This is a genomic window from Pseudomonas cucumis (assembly GCF_030687935.1).
Classification (GTDB): Bacteria; Pseudomonadota; Gammaproteobacteria; order Pseudomonadales; family Pseudomonadaceae; genus Aquipseudomonas; species Aquipseudomonas cucumis.
Genome location: NZ_CP117454.1, coordinates 5,783,460 through 5,798,301 on the forward strand (window position 1 = coordinate 5,783,460; position 14,842 = coordinate 5,798,301).

Below are 14,842 nucleotides of genomic sequence, written 5' to 3' on the forward strand. Positions count from 1 at the left end.
TTCAAGCGTTGTCCGCAGACTTGGCCGGCAAGGTGAAACCGGACACCGAACGTCGCAGCTGGCTGGCCATTTTCGCCAGGTTGCCAATGCTCTCGGCGGTGGCGGTGGAGCCGGACGAGGTCTGCGTGGTGATCTGCTGGATCACGTTCATCGTCAGGGAAATCTGGCCGGCCGACGAAGTCTGTTGCTGCGCGGCGTTGGAAATGCTCTGGATCAGTGCCGCGAGGGTCTTCGATACGCCTTCGATTTCTTCCAGGGCCACTCCGGCATCCTGCGCCAGACGCGCGCCGCGCACCACTTCGGTGGTGGTCTGCTCCATGGAAATCACCGCTTCGTTGGTGTCGGCCTGAATCGCCCGCACCAGCGTCTCGATCTGCCGGGTCGCCGCGGATGAACGCTCGGCCAGGCGCTGCACTTCGTCGGCAACCACTGCAAAGCCGCGGCCGGCGTCACCGGCCATGGACGCCTGAATCGCCGCGTTGAGGGCGAGGATGTTGGTCTGATCGGCAATGTCATCGATCAGGCTGACAATGTCGCCGATTTCCTGAGAAGACTCACCCAGCCGTTTGATGCGCTTGGCGGTGTCCTGAATCTGCTCGCGAATATTGTCCATGCCGTGGATGGTGTTGTGCACCACTTCGTTGCCCTTGTTGGCGATCTCCACCGAACGTTCGGCCACCGCAGAGGATTCGGCGGCGTTGGCCGAGACCTGATCGATGGACTGGGCCATGTCGTTGATCGCGGTGGAGGCTTCGGAAATCTGCTGCGCCTGATGCTCCGAAGCCTGGGCCAGATGCATGGCGGTGGCCTGGGTTTCCTGCACGGCGGCGGCGACCTGGCCGGCGGTGAGGTTGATGGTCGCCACCAGATCGCGCAGTTGGTCGACGGAATAGTTGATCGAGTCGGCGATGGTCCCAGTGAAGTCTTCGGTCACCGAGGCAGTCACGGTCAGGTCGCCGTCGGCGAGGTCTTCGATCTCGTCCAGCAAACGCATGATCGCGTTCTGGTTGCGCTCGTTCTTCTCGGCGGTTTCACGCAGCTGACGGTTGGTTTCGCGCACCATCACCAGGCCGATGAGGATGATCGACATCAGCGCCAGCAAGCCCAGCACATAGCCGCCGATGGTATTGGTGTTGCGCCCGCCGGCGAGGTTTTCGAAACGGCTGGCCAGGTGCGAGGCTTCATCGAGCAGGGTTTGCGACAGGGTAAAGATGTTGGTGGCCGATTCGCGGACCTTGAACAGCTCCGGTGAGGTTTCGAGGATTTCGTCCACCGAACCCGATACGAATTCGAACAGTTCGGAAATCTCGGTCAACCGGGCGCGCGCATCACGGTCTTCGACCTGACTGATTTTCAGTGCCGAATTGCCCTGAAGCATGCCGTTGAGCACCAGGCCGAAACGCGCCGCGTCGCGCCCGAAAGCGTCGGCCGCCTGCTGTGAATTTTCATCGCCCGACAGCACGGTGTTCACCGCACCGAGAATTCGCTCGGCCAACAGCGACTGACGCTGGGCCATCGCCACCTGAGTGGCCGGGGCGCCACGTTGCAGGAGGGTTTCGACGACCTTTTCGTACTCGACCTGCAACTGCGGCACGGTTTCGGCCAGGGTCGCGGCGACTTGATGCAAGGACAACACGGTCTGTTCGCTGGAGAGGATGGCGTCGGTGTTTTTCAGTAAACGCTCCCAGTCCAGTTGCACGGCGCGCATTTCCGCGCGCACGGTGGACGGTGCCGGCGGCAGGCCCGTGGAAGGATCGCCGTTCTTCAGATAGCCCCAACGCTGGGCGAAGTCGTTGCGCGCATCGCTGAGCAACTTGAACGCCGCGGCCTTGCCGGCGGCGGCTTCGGTGGCGTTCTTGGCGATGCGTTGGGACAGCACGCGCAGCTCACCGGCGTGGCCGATGTACTGTTTGTCGTAATTCGCCTGGGTGTTGAGGTACGCGAAGTTGGCGAACAGCAGCATGATGAAGACGATCAGTGCGATGAACAGCACGATGATCTGCGACCGACTGCGCGACCCTTCTGGCTTGCCTGTTTTAGCTTTTATCATCGGTCCTCGCCTGTTAACCAACACCCTTGTGAGACCTGACAGGAACCCTGTGGGAGCGGGCTTGCCCGCGATGAGGGCGTGTCAGTCGACATTTATTGAACCTGACGCACCGCTATCGCGGGCAAGCCCGCTCCCACAGGTTATGCGGCGACGTTCATGAATCCTTGCGACTGCGCCAACGCAAACGGGCTGAACACCTGCCAATTCTGCTCACGCTGAAACCGGCCTTTGACGAACGCCGACATCGGCCCTTGCAAGCCATCGGCCGGCACCGGCTCCAGACTGTCCTGGGCAAAGTGCTGCAAGCCGAAGACCTCATCGACCATCAACCCTGCAAACACGTCGTTGTGCTCCACCACCAATATCCGCCGTTGCTTGCGCAAGGCAGGCAGTTCATGGCCGGGCTCATAACCATAAAAAAAGCCATGCAAATCCATGATCGGCAGCAGGCGCCCGCGCAGGTTAGCCACGCCCTTGACCCAGGGTTTGACCCCCGGCAATTGTGTAACGCGCGGCTCGTGCAGGACTTCGCTGACTTCGCCCATGGGCGCGACGTACCAATGCTCGCCCAAACGAAAGCCAATGCCGCTCCAGCTGTCCTGTCGGGTCGGCTGGGACGGCAGGTCCGCCGCCAGCAGACGACAGCGCTGGTCAATCTGCAGCAGCAGTTCGAAAGCCGTCAGCGACTCGGTCATGGCCGGACGATCAACCGGCCAGCACGTTGTTCAGGGTCTTGATCAGGGTGTCTTCGTCGACCGGTTTGGTCAGGTAGTCCTTGGCGCCCTGGCGCGTGCCCCAGACTTTGTCGGTTTCTTGATCCTTGGTGGTGATGATGATCACTGGAATATGCCCGGTTTCCGGGTCTTTGGTCAGCTGACGGGTCGCCTGGAAACCGTTGAGGCCGGGCATGACGATGTCCATCAGCACCGCGTCGGGTTTTTCCTGACGGGCCAGGGCCACGCCGTCGGCGCCGTTTTCGGCTTTCAACACCTCATGCCCGTGCTTTTCGAGCATGCCGGTCAGTTTGTACATTTCGGTCGGCGAGTCATCGACGATCAGAATACGTGCCATGGTCTTCCCCATTCTTGTCGACACCGGGCCCCATGGCCGAGCATCACTGTGCGTGTCCTACTGCGGCGAAACGGCGGCGAAGCCCGGGACATGGGCCTGAATCGCGTTCAGCAGTTCTTCCTTGCTGAAAGGTTTGGTCAAAAACTGGTCGGAACCGACGATCCGCCCCTTGGCCTTGTCGAACAACCCGTCCTTGGACGACAGCATAATCACTGGCGTGGACTTGAACGCACTGTTGTTCTTGATCAACGCGCAGGTCTGATAGCCATCCAGACGCGGCATCATGATGTCGACAAAGATGATGCCGGGGTGATTGTCGGCAATCTTGGCCAAGGCATCGAAACCATCGATTGCGGTGATGACTTCACAGCCCACGTTTTTCAACAGCGTTTCGGCGGTGCGACGAATCGTTTTCGAATCATCGATCACCATGACCTTCAAGGCGCTGGAATGCTGTTCCATAGTGGCTCTACCGTCGCCTTTGTGAATCAATATGTCCGTTTGCCACTCGTCGGTGGCCCGAAACCCTTGATACTCAAGGGCCAACACGGCATGGCAGCCTTTTTAGCACAGTCTCCCCATCCAATCTATCGGGCGACCCTGGCGGTGGTTTTTCCTTGACCGGGAACACACTCAGCGCCACTCTGACGCCACTTTTTCACAACACTTTCCACCCCAATTTCGAGGAAAACCCCATGAGCGTTCGCGTCGGGATTGTCATGGATCCTATCGCCAGCATCTCCTATAAAAAGGATAGCTCGCTGGCCATGCTGCTGGCCGCGCAAAAGCGTGGCTGGGAACTGTTCTATATGGAACAGCGCGATTTGTATCAGGCCGAGGGCGAGGCCCGCGCGCGGATGCGTCCGCTGAAAGTCTTCGCCGACCCGCACAAGTGGTTCGAACTGGGCGCCGAAAGCGACGCGCTGCTGAGCGATCTGGACGTGATCCTGATGCGCAAGGATCCGCCGTTCGACATGGAGTTCGTTTACTCCACTTACCTGCTGGAGCAAGCCGAGCGCGCCGGCGTACTGGTGGTGAACAAGCCGCAAAGCCTGCGTGACTGCAACGAAAAGCTGTTCGCCACGCTGTTCCCCCAGTGCACGCCGCCGACCATCGTCAGCCGTCGCCCGGACGTGTTGCGCGAATTCGCCGACCATCACGGTGACGTGATCCTCAAGCCGCTGGATGGCATGGGCGGTTCGTCGATCTTCCGTCACACCGCTGGCCACCCGAACCTGTCGGTGATTCTCGAAACCCTGACCTTGCATGGCCGTCAGCAGATCATGATCCAGGGTTACCTGCCAGCGATCGTTGATGGCGACAAGCGCATCCTGATGATCGACGGCGAGCCGGTGGATTACTGCCTGGCCCGGATTCCCGCGCTCGGTGAAACCCGTGGCAACCTCGCCGCCGGTGGCCGTGGCGAAGCCCGACCGCTGACCGAAAAAGATCGCTGGATTGCTGCACAAGTCGGCCCGACCCTGCGTGAGAAGGGCTTGCTGTTCGTCGGTCTCGACGTAATCGGTGAGCATCTGACCGAAATCAACGTCACCAGCCCGACCTGCATTCGCGAGATCGATAACGCATTCGGCACTGACATTGGTGGCCTTTTGATGGATGCCATCGATCAGAAGCTCAAGACTCGTTGATCGAGAACAGCCAAGAACCGACCAACATTGCGTTATCATCCCCGGCTTGTAAAAAACGCGATGTTGGTTTTCTTGTTATGACACTCCCGTCCGATCTGCCCGTTGAACTCGCCCACCGTGGCGTGCGTCCGGCTGATCGCCTCGGTTTTACCCTGTTTCTGGCGGCGCTGATTCACCTGGCCTTGCTGTTGGGCGTCGGGTTTTCCATGGTCGAACCCAAGCAAATCAGCAAAACCCTGGAAATCACCCTCGCCACTTTCAAAAGCGACAAGAAGCCTGAGAAAGCTGATTTTCTCGCCCAGGAAAATCAGGAAGGCAGCGGCACCCTGGAGAAAAAGGCGACACCCAAGACCACCGAGGTCGCGCCCTTCCAGGACAACAAGGTGCAGCAAGTCACCCCACCGCCGGCGGCCAAGCCTCAAGTGCAGGAAGCCGCGCCCAAGGCGTCTGTGACCACCGTCGCGCCGAAGCCGAAAAAAGCCGCAACCAAGACTGAAGAACCCAAGCCCCTGACCAAACCCCAAGTAGCGGCACCGACGTTCGACAGCGCGCAGCTGTCCAGCGACATCGCCAGCCTGGAAGCCGAACTGGCCAACGAACAACAGCTGTACGCCAAGCGCCCGCGCATCCACCGCTTGAGCGCCGCATCGACCATGCGCGACAAGGGTGCCTGGTACAAAGATGAATGGCGCAAGAAGGTCGAGCGCATCGGCAACCTCAACTACCCCGACGAAGCCCGGCGCAAACAGATTTACGGCAATTTGCGACTGATGGTCTCGATCAACCGCGACGGCTCGCTGTATGAAGTGCTGGTGCTGGAGTCTTCCGGCCAGCCGCTGCTGGACCAGGCGGCGCAGCGCATCGTAAGGCTCGCGGCACCGTTTGCACCGTTTACCGGGGATCTGTCGGACATCGATCGCCTGGAAATCATCCGCACCTGGAAGTTTGCGCGTGGGGACAAGCTCTCCAGCAACTGACACCCCACATTTGATCTGTGCCAACTGCCAAATTGCGGCATCCCCGGCTTGTCAGTTCGCCCCTCCAACGCCACACTAGCGCTCATGAAGAACGTCAGCCCCAGCTACCTCAAGCATCACTTCCTGATCGCCATGCCTCACATGGCCGACCCGAACTTTGCGCACACCTTGACCTACATCGTCGAGCACACGGCCAATGGTGCCATGGGGCTGGTGGTCAACCGCCCGCAGGACCTGAACCTGGCCGATATCCTCGAGCAATTGCGCCCCGATATCGAACCGCCAGTGCTCTGCCAGCATGTGCCGATCTTTATCGGCGGGCCGGTGCAAACCGATCGCGGTTTTGTCCTGCACCCGTCGGGAAAAACCTATCAGGCCACCGTTGATCTGGACGGCGAGTTGTCGCTGTCGACCTCCCAGGATGTGCTGTTCGCCATCGCCGACGGCGTCGGCCCCGCTAAAAGCGTGATCACCCTCGGCTACGCCGGTTGGGAAGCCGGGCAACTGGAAGCCGAACTGGCCGACAACGCCTGGCTGACCTGCCCGTTCCATGCCGACATCCTGTTCAACACCAGCAGCGAATTGCGCCTCGAAGCGGCGGCCAAGCACCTGGGTATCAATCTCAGCCTGCTCACCAGCCAGGCGGGGCACGCCTGATGGCCCTGCGGTTGATTTTGGGTTTCGACTACGGCACCAAACAGATCGGCGTTGCAGTCGGCCAGGTGATTACCGGCCAGGCCCGCGAGCTGTGCACCTTGAAGGCGCAAAACGGTATTCCCGACTGGAATCAGGTCGAAGCCCTGATTAAAGAGTGGAAACCCGACGCTGTGGTGGTCGGCCTGCCGCTGAACATGGACGGCACACCCAGCGACATGTGCCTGCGGGCCGAGAAGTTCGCCCGACGCCTGAACGGCCGCTACAACCTGCCCTTCTATACGCATGACGAGCGCCTGACCACTTTCGAGGCCAAGGGCGAACGACTGGTCCGTGGTGGCCAAAAAGGCAGTTACCGCGACAATCCGGTCGATGCCATCGCTGCCGCGCTGCTGCTGCAAGGCTGGCTCGACGAGAACACCGCACTGTTCGAATCCTGACCGCACCTAATTCTGAAGAGCCGCTGCGGCGTCTCCCTTAGCGACAACCCGAGCCACCACTCAAGCAGCATCGGCTGGGGACAAAGAAGGAGCAAACCATGAGCCTGCCCAATCCCGCCGAACTGATCAGCCAGATGGCGACCCGTCTCAAGGCTTATCTGGAAAACCGTGGCATCAGCGAACCGCGTTACATCGGTATTCGGACCGGTGGCGTCTGGGTCGCGCAGGCATTGCTCGATGAACTGGGCAGCGATGCGCCCCTGGGCACCCTGGACGTTTCGTTTTACCGCGACGACTTCAGCCAGAACGGCCTGCACCCACAAGTACGCCCATCGGCGCTGCCGTTCGAGATCGAAGGCCAGCACCTGGTGCTGATCGATGACGTGCTGATGAGCGGTCGGACCATCCGCGCCGCGATGAACGAACTCTTCGATTACGGCCGTCCGGCCAGCGTGACGCTGGTGTGCCTGCTGGATCTGGACGCCGGTGAACTGCCGATCCGCCCGAACGTGGTTGGCGCGACGCTGTCGCTGGCGGCCCACGAACGAGTGAAGCTGTCCGGCCCGGAACTCAAGCTCGAACTTCAAGACCTCGCCCTTTAATTCGCCCTATTGAGAGTCCCCCTCGCGATGACGCCTCTAGAAACCAAGCGCCCGCTGCAGCTCAATGATCAGGGCCAGCTGCGACACTTCCTCTCGCTCGACGGTTTGCGCCGCGAGTTGTTGACGGAAATCCTCGACACCGCCGACTCGTTCCTCGAAGTCGGCGCCCGGGCGGTGAAGAAAGTCCCGTTGCTGCGCGGCAAGACCGTGTGCAACGTGTTCTTCGAGAACTCCACCCGCACCCGCACCACCTTTGAACTGGCGGCCCAGCGGCTGTCGGCTGACGTGATCACCCTGAACGTGTCGACGTCGTCGGCGAGCAAGGGCGAAACCCTGCTCGACACCCTGCGCAACCTGGAAGCCATGGCCGCCGACATGTTCGTCGTGCGTCACGGTGATTCCGGCGCGGCGCACTTCATCGCCGAGCATGTCTGCCCGCAAGTGGCGATCATCAACGGTGGCGACGGCCGTCATGCCCACCCGACCCAGGGCATGCTCGACATGCTCACCATCCGTCGGCACAAGGGCGGCTTCGAAAACCTTTCGGTGGCCATCGTCGGCGACATCCTGCACTCGCGGGTAGCGCGCTCGAACATGCTGGCCCTGAAAACCCTCGGCTGCCCGGACATCCGCGTGATCGCGCCGAAAACCCTGCTGCCGATCGGCATCGAGCAGTACGGCGTGAAGGTCTACACCGACATGACCGAAGGCCTGAAAGACGTCGACGTGGTGATCATGCTGCGCCTGCAGCGTGAACGCATGACCGGCGGCCTGCTGCCGAGCGAAGGCGAGTTCTACCGCCTGTTCGGCCTGACCACCGCGCGCCTGGCCGGGGCCAAACCGGATTGCATCGTCATGCACCCGGGGCCGATCAACCGTGGGGTGGAGATTGAGTCGGCGGTGGCCGACGGTCCGCACTCGGTGATCCTCAACCAGGTGACCTACGGGATCGCGATTCGTATGGCTGTGCTGTCCATGGCCATGAGCGGGCAAACAGCCCAGCGCCAATTCGAGCAGGAGAACGCCCAGTGAAGCTCAGCATTCTCGGCGCACGCGTTATCGATCCGGCCAGCGGCCTGGATCAAGTGACTGATATCCACGTTGAAGCCTGCAAGATCGTCGCCCTTGGCGCCGCTCCAGCGGGTTTCGTTGCAGTAGACACCATCGACGCCAAGGGCCTGGTGGCGGCCCCGGGTCTGGTTGACCTGAACGTTGCCCTGCGCGAGCCGGGCTACAGCCGCAAAGGTTCGATTGCCAGCGAGACCCGCGCCGCTGCCGCCGGTGGCGTGACCAGCCTGTGCTGCCCACCGAAAACCAAACCGGTACTGGACACCTCGGCGGTGGCCGAACTGATCCTCGACCGCGCCCGCGAAGCCGGCAACACCAAAGTCTTCCCGATCGGCGCCCTGAGCAAAGGCCTGGATGGCGAACAGCTGGCCGAACTGGTCGCCTTGCGCGATGCCGGCTGCGTAGCCTTCGGCAATGGTCTGGAGAGTTTCCGCAACACCCGTACCCTGTGCCGGGCGCTGGAATACGCGGCGACGTTCGACCTGACGGTGATTTTCAACTCGCAGGACCATGATCTGGCCGAAGGTGGCCTGGCCCATGAAGGCCCGACTGCAAGTTTCCTCGGTTTGCCGGGCATTCCGGAAACCGCCGAAACCGTGGCCCTGGCCCGGGATCTGCTGCTGGTCGAACAAAGCGGCGTGCGTGCGCACTTCAGCCAGCTCACCAGCGCCCGCGGTGTGGCGCTGATCGCCCAGGCCCAGGCCCGTGGCCTGAAGGTCACGGCAGACGTGGCGTTGTATCAGCTGATCCTCACCGACGAAGCGCTGATCGACTTCAGCAGCCTCTATCACGTCCAGCCGCCGCTGCGCACCCGTGCGGACCGCGATGGCCTGCGGGCAGCGCTGAAGTCGGGGGTGGTGTCAGCCATTTCCAGCCATCATCAGCCCCATGAACGCGATGCCAAACTGGCGCCGTTCGGTGCCACCGAGCCGGGCATCAGCAGTGTTGAACTGCTGCTGCCGCTGGCGATGACATTGGTGGAAGACGGTTTGCTGGACTTGCCAACGCTGCTAGCACGACTCAGCGCTGGCCCTGCCGAAGCGTTGCGTCTGCCGGCGGGCAAGCTGGCTGTGGGTGGGCCAGCAGATATCGTACTGTTCGACCCTGCGGCCTCGACCGTTGCCGGTGAGACCTGGCTGTCCAAGGGCGAAAACTGCCCGTTCATAGGTCACAGCCTGCCGGGTGTGGTGCGTTACACCCTGGTGGATGGGCGGATTAGCCACCAGGCGTAAAACCGCGTTGCTCCAATCGCGGGCAAGCCCGCTCCCACAGGGTTATCGGTTGGCCGCAAGATTTGCGGACAATACACATTCACTGTGGGAGCGGGCTTGCCCGCGATGACTTACTGGAAGGCGCCTCTGTTCTGCGCGTTGCGAATCGACACTTGGTCATTCAACGTCCAGAAGTCATACAACACCCCCAGAAAGAACAACCCGCCCGTCACCAGGTACAGCAACCCGCTGATCCACTTTCCCTGGTACATCCGGTGTACGCCGAAAACCCCGAGAAACGTCAGCAGAATCCACGCAACGTTGTATTCGATGGGCCCGGCGGTGAAACGCAGGTCCGCTTCACGATCCATGGCCGGAATCAGAAACAGGTCGATCAGCCAGCCGATACCCAGCAAACCGAAGGTAAAAAACCAGATCGTCCCGGTCACCGGCTTGCCGTAATAGAAGCGGTGAGCCCCGGTAAAACCGAAAATCCACAACAGGTAACCAATCACTTTGCTGTGTGTGTCTTGCTCTGAAACGGGGTGTTGATAGGTGTTCATGGATGACCTCGACTCACACGATAGAGAAATATTCTTGAATTCTTTGTGACTTTTTTACAGGCGGCCGACATACGGCAAATGCTACCTTCACTCCTGTCAAAGCCTTGTAATGCCTGACTTTTGTCCGACAACTCACGGCAATTTTGCCGCTTTTTAGTTCCGTCGCCCCCAGCCTGGATCGACCAACGGCCTCGGAAGGGCCAAAAAAGCTGTTATAAAGTTGCGCGTTCACCCATATGAGCCTTGCCTAATGCGTCCATTTTTCAAGACATGGCTAACCATTTGCCTATTATTGCCCCTGGCCGCCCACGCCACCAATCGTGAGCAACGTCTTCCCAACGTTAATGGTTACACCCCAAAATCCCACGTTTCTGCTCCTTCGAGCAAAAACAATAAACAGACAGTAAAACGCTCCAGCCAACTGAGCAGCATAAACAGCAAGCTAGTCCCGCCGATGGCGAGCAAGGAAAGCAGCAACGTGCTGAGCCGCGCGGTAAACGTGCTCGGTACACCTTATCGTTGGGGTGGCAGCAGCCCAAGTAAAGGGTTCGATTGCAGCGGTCTGGTGAAATACGCGTTCAACGACGCCACGTTTGACTTGCCCCGTACCTCGAACGCCATGGCCAGCGGTCATGGCGAGAAAGTCGATCGCAACGATCTGAAGCCAGGCGACCTGATTTTCTTCAAACTCAAGAGCCGCCGGGTGAATCACGTTGCTATCTACCTGGGCAACGACCGCTTCATCCACGCACCACGTCGTGGCAAGTCGGTGAGCATCGACACCCTGAAGAAACCGTATTGGGAAAGCCACTACGTGGTTGCCAAGCGGGTTCTGCCGAAAGAACAGAACGCGTTGCGGGTTGTTCAGCGTTGATCCAACACCGATCGTTCCCACGCTCTGCGTTGGAACGATCAACTTCCTGTCAGAAGTTATCCGGCGACCGCGCCTTCTCCCGCGCATGCTCGCGGCTGATCACGCCCTTGGTCACCAGCTCCTTCAGGCACATATCCAGTGTCTGCATCCCCAGCGACCCTCCGGTCTGAATCGACGAGTACATCTGCGCCACCTTGTCTTCGCGGATCAGGTTACGGATCGCCGAAGTGCCGAGCATGATTTCGTGGGCGGCAACTCGCCCGCCGCCGATTTTCTTGATCAATGTCTGGGACACCACCGCCAGCAACGACTCGGAGAGCATTGAGCGCACCATCGATTTCTCGTCGCCCGGAAACACGTCCACGACCCGGTCGATGGTTTTCGCCGCCGACGTGGTGTGTAGCGTGCCGAACACCAAGTGACCGGTCTCGGCGGCAGTCAAAGCTAGCCGTATAGTCTCCAGATCACGCATTTCCCCTACCAGAATCACGTCCGGGTCTTCGCGAAGGGCCGAGCGCAGCGCCGTGGCGAAGCTGCGGGTATCACGGTGGACTTCACGCTGATTGATCAGGCATTTGCGCGATTCATGGACGAACTCGATGGGGTCTTCGATGGTGAGGATGTGATGATGGCGATGGTTGTTCAGGTAATCGATCATCGCCGCCAGCGTGGTGGACTTGCCCGATCCGGTCGGGCCGGTCACCAGCACCAGGCCTCGCGGGGCTTCGGTAATCTTGCGAAACACTTCCCCCATGCCCAGATCGTCCATGCTCAGGACCTTGGACGGAATGGTCCGAAATACCGCGCCAGCACCACGGTTCTGGTTGAAGGCATTGACCCGAAAACGCGCCACGCCGGGCACTTCGAAGGAAAAGTCGGTTTCAAGATGCTTCTCGAAGTCCACCCGCTGGAGGTCGTTCATGATGTCGTAGATCAGGTCATGCACCTCCTTGTGGTCCAGGGCCGGCAGGTTGATGCGTCGCACATCGCCGTCGACACGGATCATCGGTGGCAGGCCGGCGGACAGGTGCAGGTCAGACGCGCCTTGTTTGGCGCTGAAAGCCAGCAGCTCAGTGATATCCATAGCGCTCCTCAATTCCAGTAGAATGCCGCGAACCTTCAGACCGCTGGCGCCTCTTGATGTCCACGATAGCAGACAACATTCTTCAGGTTAGTTCACGCATCCAGGCAGCAGCCAAAGCCGCCCACCGCGATGAGAACAGCATCCAGCTGCTGGCCGTGAGCAAGACCAAGCCCGCCGAGGCCCTGCGTGAAGCCTATGCCGCCGGGATCCGTGACTTTGGCGAAAACTATCTGCAGGAAGCCTTGAGCAAACAGCTCGAGTTGGCCGACCTGCCCTTGATCTGGCACTTCATCGGCCCCATTCAATCGAACAAGACTCGCGCTATCGCCGAGCATTTCGACTGGGTGCATTCCGTGGATCGCTTGAAAATCGCACAACGCCTGTCCGAACAACGCCCTGCCGATATGCCTCCATTGAACATCTGCATTCAGGTCAACGTCAGTGGTGAAGCCAGCAAGTCCGGCTGCACTCCGGCCGACCTGCCCGCCCTGGCCCATGCCATCAGCGCTCTGCCGCGCTTGAAATTGCGCGGGCTGATGGCGATTCCCGAGCCGACTGAAGATCGCGCCGCCCAGGATGCAGCCTTTGCTGCCGTGCAGAGCCTGCAAGCCAGCCTGAATCTGCCACTCGACACACTTTCCATGGGCATGAGCCACGACCTCGAGTCGGCCATTGCCCAGGGCGCCACTTGGGTCCGTATCGGTACGGCCCTGTTTGGCGCCCGCGATTACAGTCGACCATGAACATGGCTGACTCACCTATCTATAAGGACCTGACATGAGCAAGACTCGTATTGCCTTTATCGGAGCCGGCAACATGGCCGCCAGCCTGATCGGCGGCCTGCGCGCCAAAGGTCTGGACGCCGCGCAGATCCGCGCCAGCGATCCGGGTGAAGAAACCCGTGCCCGCGTGAGCGCCGAATACGGCATCGAAGTGTTCGCCGACAACGCCGAAGCCATTCAGGGCGTGGACGTGATCGTGCTGGCGGTCAAACCGCAGGCGATGAAAGCCGTTTGCGAAGCCATTCGCCCAAACCTCAAGCCGAACCAACTGGTGGTTTCGATTGCGGCCGGCATCACCTGCGCCAGCATGAAAAACTGGCTGGGTGCCCAGCCTATCGTGCGCTGCATGCCCAACACCCCGGCGCTGCTGCGCCAGGGCGTGAGCGGTTTGTTCGCCACCAGCGAAGTGAGCGCCGAACAACGCCAGCAAGCTGAAGAGCTGCTGTCGGCGGTTGGCATTGCCCTGTGGCTGAACGAAGAACAGCAACTGGACGCGGTCACCGCCGTTTCCGGCTCGGGCCCGGCGTATTTCTTCCTGCTGATCGAAGCCATGACCGCCGCTGGCGTGAAGCTCGGTCTGCCAGCGGACATCGCCGCACAACTGACCGTGCAAACCGCTTTGGGTGCTGCACACATGGCAGTCGCAAGCGATGTCGACGCGGCTGAACTGCGTCGTCGCGTGACGTCGCCTGCGGGCACCACCGAAGCGGCGATCAAGTCGTTTCAGGCCGGCGGCTTCGAAGCCCTGGTAGAAAAAGCACTCGGCGCCGCTGCGCACCGCTCGGCCGAGATGGCTGAGCAACTCGGTCGCTAATCAGCTCTTACAAAGGAATCAATGATGCTCGGACTCAATGACGCTGCCATTTTTGTGATTCAAACCCTGAGCAGCCTGTATCTGCTGATCGTGCTGCTGCGCTTCATCCTGCAACTGGTGCGGGCGAACTTCTACAACCCGCTCTGCCAGTTCGCCGTGAAAGCCACTCAACCGCTGCTCAAGCCATTGCGTCGGGTTATCCCGAGCATGTTCGGGCTGGACATGTCGTCGCTGGTACTGGCGTTGATCGTGCAAATGGCACTGTATGCGGTCATCCTGCTGCTCCGTGGCTACGAGGTTGACGTGCTGTTTCTGGCACCGTGGGCATTGATTGGTATCTTTGCGCTGTTTTTGAAGATCCTGTTCTGGGCGATGATTATCAGCGTGATTCTGTCCTGGGTTGCTCCGGGGAGCCACAATCCGGGCGCAGAACTGGTCCAGCAGATCACTGAGCCGGTACTCGCGCCGTTCCGCCGGATCGTGCCGAACCTGGGCGGCCTGGACATCTCGCCGATCTTCGCGTTTATCGCGCTGCAGTTGCTGCAAAGCTGGCTGATTCCACGCCTTGCGTACTACGCCCTCATGCCGAAGGAACTGTTCGGTCTGATCTGATGAGCTACTTTCGCTGGGACGGTGATGACCTGATTCTGGAGTGTCACCTGCAACCTGCGGCCCGCAGCGATGATTTCTGCGGGCTGCATGGCGATCGCCTGAAGATCCGCCTGACCGCACCGCCCGTTGAAGGCAAGGCCAATGCGTACCTGATGGCATTTCTGGCCAAGGCGTTCGGGGTTTCCAAGAGTCAGGTGAGTTTGATCAGCGGTGAGCTGAGCCGGCAGAAGCGGGTGCGGATCTGTTCGCCGAAGAAGCTGCCTGATTTGCCGGAATTGACCCTGCCTTGATCATTCCCACGCGCAGCAAAGGAATGCCTCAATGGACGCTCCGCGTCCCTGCCGAAGCGGACGCAGAGCGTCCATTGAGGCATTCCCACGCGGAGCGTGGG

18 protein-coding genes are annotated in these 14,842 nt (G+C 60.4%); 12 read left to right on the plus strand and 6 right to left on the minus strand.

The features are described from left to right. Nucleotide 1: 1 nt before the first annotated feature. The 4 genes from PSH97_RS26270 to pilG all read right to left on the minus strand — a co-directional run bounded on the left by PSH97_RS26270 (nt 2) and on the right by pilG (nt 3,583). On the minus strand, nt 2–2,050 hold the full coding sequence (locus PSH97_RS26270; protein ID WP_305447254.1) for a methyl-accepting chemotaxis protein: 2,049 nt from the start codon (nt 2,048–2,050) through the stop codon (nt 2–4). Between the two features lie 140 nt (nt 2,051–2,190). After that, nucleotides 2,191–2,745: a chemotaxis protein CheW gene (locus tag PSH97_RS26275; protein WP_305447255.1), complete on the minus strand. Its 555-nt coding sequence runs from the start codon at nt 2,743–2,745 to the stop codon at nt 2,191–2,193. Between the two features lie 10 nt (nt 2,746–2,755). Next, a complete protein-coding gene (gene pilH, locus PSH97_RS26280; RefSeq protein WP_007897961.1) occupies nt 2,756–3,121 on the minus strand; it encodes a twitching motility response regulator PilH in 366 nt (121 codons plus the stop codon). 57 nt (nt 3,122–3,178) lie between these two features. Then, nucleotides 3,179–3,583 carry a twitching motility response regulator PilG gene (gene pilG / locus PSH97_RS26285; protein WP_038980984.1) on the minus strand — a complete coding sequence of 135 codons (405 nt, stop codon included), beginning with the start codon at nt 3,581–3,583 and terminating at the stop codon, nt 3,179–3,181. Nucleotides 3,584–3,816: 233 nt separating this feature from the next. On the opposite strand from pilG, the gene gshB reads away from it, so the two are divergent. The 7 genes from gshB to PSH97_RS26320 all read left to right on the plus strand — a co-directional run bounded on the left by gshB (nt 3,817) and on the right by PSH97_RS26320 (nt 9,743). After that, nucleotides 3,817–4,770 (plus strand): glutathione synthase, encoded by a 954-nt coding sequence (gshB, locus tag PSH97_RS26290; protein WP_305447256.1) that lies wholly within the window; start codon nt 3,817–3,819, stop codon nt 4,768–4,770. Nucleotides 4,771–4,847: 77 nt separating this feature from the next. Continuing rightward, on the plus strand, nt 4,848–5,747 hold the full coding sequence (locus tag PSH97_RS26295; protein WP_305447257.1) for an energy transducer TonB: 900 nt from the start codon (nt 4,848–4,850) through the stop codon (nt 5,745–5,747). Between the two features lie 84 nt (nt 5,748–5,831). Then, nucleotides 5,832–6,404 carry a YqgE/AlgH family protein gene (locus tag PSH97_RS26300; RefSeq protein WP_019650230.1) on the plus strand — a complete coding sequence of 191 codons (573 nt, stop codon included), beginning with the start codon at nt 5,832–5,834 and terminating at the stop codon, nt 6,402–6,404. Continuing rightward, nucleotides 6,404–6,841 (plus strand): Holliday junction resolvase RuvX, encoded by a 438-nt coding sequence (gene ruvX, locus PSH97_RS26305; protein ID WP_007897947.1) that lies wholly within the window; start codon nt 6,404–6,406, stop codon nt 6,839–6,841. Before PSH97_RS26300 ends, ruvX begins: the two co-directional genes overlap by 1 nt. Nucleotides 6,842–6,939: 98 nt before the next feature. Continuing rightward, entirely contained in the window at nt 6,940–7,443 is a 504-nt protein-coding gene (pyrR, locus tag PSH97_RS26310; RefSeq protein WP_305447258.1) for a bifunctional pyr operon transcriptional regulator/uracil phosphoribosyltransferase PyrR, read from the plus strand. Between the two features lie 27 nt (nt 7,444–7,470). Continuing rightward, nucleotides 7,471–8,475: an aspartate carbamoyltransferase catalytic subunit gene (locus PSH97_RS26315; RefSeq protein ID WP_007897943.1), complete on the plus strand. Its 1,005-nt coding sequence runs from the start codon at nt 7,471–7,473 to the stop codon at nt 8,473–8,475. After that, entirely contained in the window at nt 8,472–9,743 is a 1,272-nt protein-coding gene (locus PSH97_RS26320; protein WP_123719686.1) for a dihydroorotase, read from the plus strand. Before PSH97_RS26315 ends, PSH97_RS26320 begins: the two co-directional genes overlap by 4 nt. Before the next feature lie 110 nt (nt 9,744–9,853). Here PSH97_RS26320 and PSH97_RS26325 read toward each other — a convergent pair whose 3' ends face one another. Next, nucleotides 9,854–10,285 carry an NINE protein gene (locus tag PSH97_RS26325; protein ID WP_123719687.1) on the minus strand — a complete coding sequence of 144 codons (432 nt, stop codon included), beginning with the start codon at nt 10,283–10,285 and terminating at the stop codon, nt 9,854–9,856. A gap of 250 nt (nt 10,286–10,535) precedes the next feature. Between PSH97_RS26325 and PSH97_RS26330 the strand changes: the two genes are divergently transcribed. Next, complete coding sequence (locus tag PSH97_RS26330) at nt 10,536–11,159, plus strand: C40 family peptidase (RefSeq protein WP_305447259.1); 624 nt, start codon at nt 10,536–10,538, stop codon at nt 11,157–11,159. Nucleotides 11,160–11,208: 49 nt separating this feature from the next. Here PSH97_RS26330 and PSH97_RS26335 read toward each other — a convergent pair whose 3' ends face one another. Next, nucleotides 11,209–12,243 (minus strand): type IV pilus twitching motility protein PilT, encoded by a 1,035-nt coding sequence (locus PSH97_RS26335; RefSeq protein ID WP_305447261.1) that lies wholly within the window; start codon nt 12,241–12,243, stop codon nt 11,209–11,211. A 56-nt stretch (nt 12,244–12,299) separates the two neighbouring features. Between PSH97_RS26335 and PSH97_RS26340 the strand changes: the two genes are divergently transcribed. Genes PSH97_RS26340 through PSH97_RS26355 form a run of 4 tightly spaced genes read left to right on the plus strand, consistent with a single transcriptional unit; the run spans nt 12,300 to nt 14,741 of the window. Next, nucleotides 12,300–12,986 carry a YggS family pyridoxal phosphate-dependent enzyme gene (locus PSH97_RS26340; protein ID WP_305447262.1) on the plus strand — a complete coding sequence of 229 codons (687 nt, stop codon included), beginning with the start codon at nt 12,300–12,302 and terminating at the stop codon, nt 12,984–12,986. A 34-nt stretch (nt 12,987–13,020) separates the two neighbouring features. Next, nucleotides 13,021–13,839, plus strand: a complete 819-nt coding sequence (proC, locus tag PSH97_RS26345; RefSeq protein WP_305447263.1) for a pyrroline-5-carboxylate reductase — start codon at nt 13,021–13,023, stop codon at nt 13,837–13,839. Between the two features lie 24 nt (nt 13,840–13,863). Next, nucleotides 13,864–14,451: a YggT family protein gene (locus PSH97_RS26350; protein WP_305449872.1), complete on the plus strand. Its 588-nt coding sequence runs from the start codon at nt 13,864–13,866 to the stop codon at nt 14,449–14,451. Next, nucleotides 14,451–14,741, plus strand: coding sequence for a DUF167 domain-containing protein (locus PSH97_RS26355; protein WP_305447264.1), 291 nt, complete (start codon nt 14,451–14,453; stop codon nt 14,739–14,741). The genes PSH97_RS26350 and PSH97_RS26355 overlap by 1 nt, the downstream gene beginning before the upstream one ends. Nucleotides 14,742–14,842: the final 101 nt, after the last annotated feature.

Coding starts and splice junctions, on each gene's coding strand:
- PSH97_RS26275 (WP_305447255.1), bottom strand. CDS start 2,745: ATGACCGAGTCGCTGACGGCTTTCGAACTGCTGCTGCAGATTGACCAG.
- pilG (WP_038980984.1), bottom strand. CDS start 3,583: ATGGAACAGCATTCCAGCGCCTTGAAGGTCATGGTGATCGATGATTCG.
- PSH97_RS26330 (WP_305447259.1), top strand. CDS start 10,536: ATGCGTCCATTTTTCAAGACATGGCTAACCATTTGCCTATTATTGCCC.
- PSH97_RS26340 (WP_305447262.1), top strand. CDS start 12,300: ATGTCCACGATAGCAGACAACATTCTTCAGGTTAGTTCACGCATCCAG.
- pilH (WP_007897961.1), bottom strand. CDS start 3,121: ATGGCACGTATTCTGATCGTCGATGACTCGCCGACCGAAATGTACAAA.
- PSH97_RS26295 (WP_305447257.1), top strand. CDS start 4,848: ATGACACTCCCGTCCGATCTGCCCGTTGAACTCGCCCACCGTGGCGTG.
- PSH97_RS26315 (WP_007897943.1), top strand. CDS start 7,471: ATGACGCCTCTAGAAACCAAGCGCCCGCTGCAGCTCAATGATCAGGGC.
- PSH97_RS26270 (WP_305447254.1), bottom strand. CDS start 2,050: ATGATAAAAGCTAAAACAGGCAAGCCAGAAGGGTCGCGCAGTCGGTCG.
- PSH97_RS26300 (WP_019650230.1), top strand. CDS start 5,832: ATGAAGAACGTCAGCCCCAGCTACCTCAAGCATCACTTCCTGATCGCC.
- PSH97_RS26350 (WP_305449872.1), top strand. CDS start 13,864: ATGCTCGGACTCAATGACGCTGCCATTTTTGTGATTCAAACCCTGAGC.
- proC (WP_305447263.1), top strand. CDS start 13,021: ATGAGCAAGACTCGTATTGCCTTTATCGGAGCCGGCAACATGGCCGCC.
- PSH97_RS26335 (WP_305447261.1), bottom strand. CDS start 12,243: ATGGATATCACTGAGCTGCTGGCTTTCAGCGCCAAACAAGGCGCGTCT.
- gshB (WP_305447256.1), top strand. CDS start 3,817: ATGAGCGTTCGCGTCGGGATTGTCATGGATCCTATCGCCAGCATCTCC.
- ruvX (WP_007897947.1), top strand. CDS start 6,404: ATGGCCCTGCGGTTGATTTTGGGTTTCGACTACGGCACCAAACAGATC.
- PSH97_RS26355 (WP_305447264.1), top strand. CDS start 14,451: ATGAGCTACTTTCGCTGGGACGGTGATGACCTGATTCTGGAGTGTCAC.
- PSH97_RS26325 (WP_123719687.1), bottom strand. CDS start 10,285: ATGAACACCTATCAACACCCCGTTTCAGAGCAAGACACACACAGCAAA.
- pyrR (WP_305447258.1), top strand. CDS start 6,940: ATGAGCCTGCCCAATCCCGCCGAACTGATCAGCCAGATGGCGACCCGT.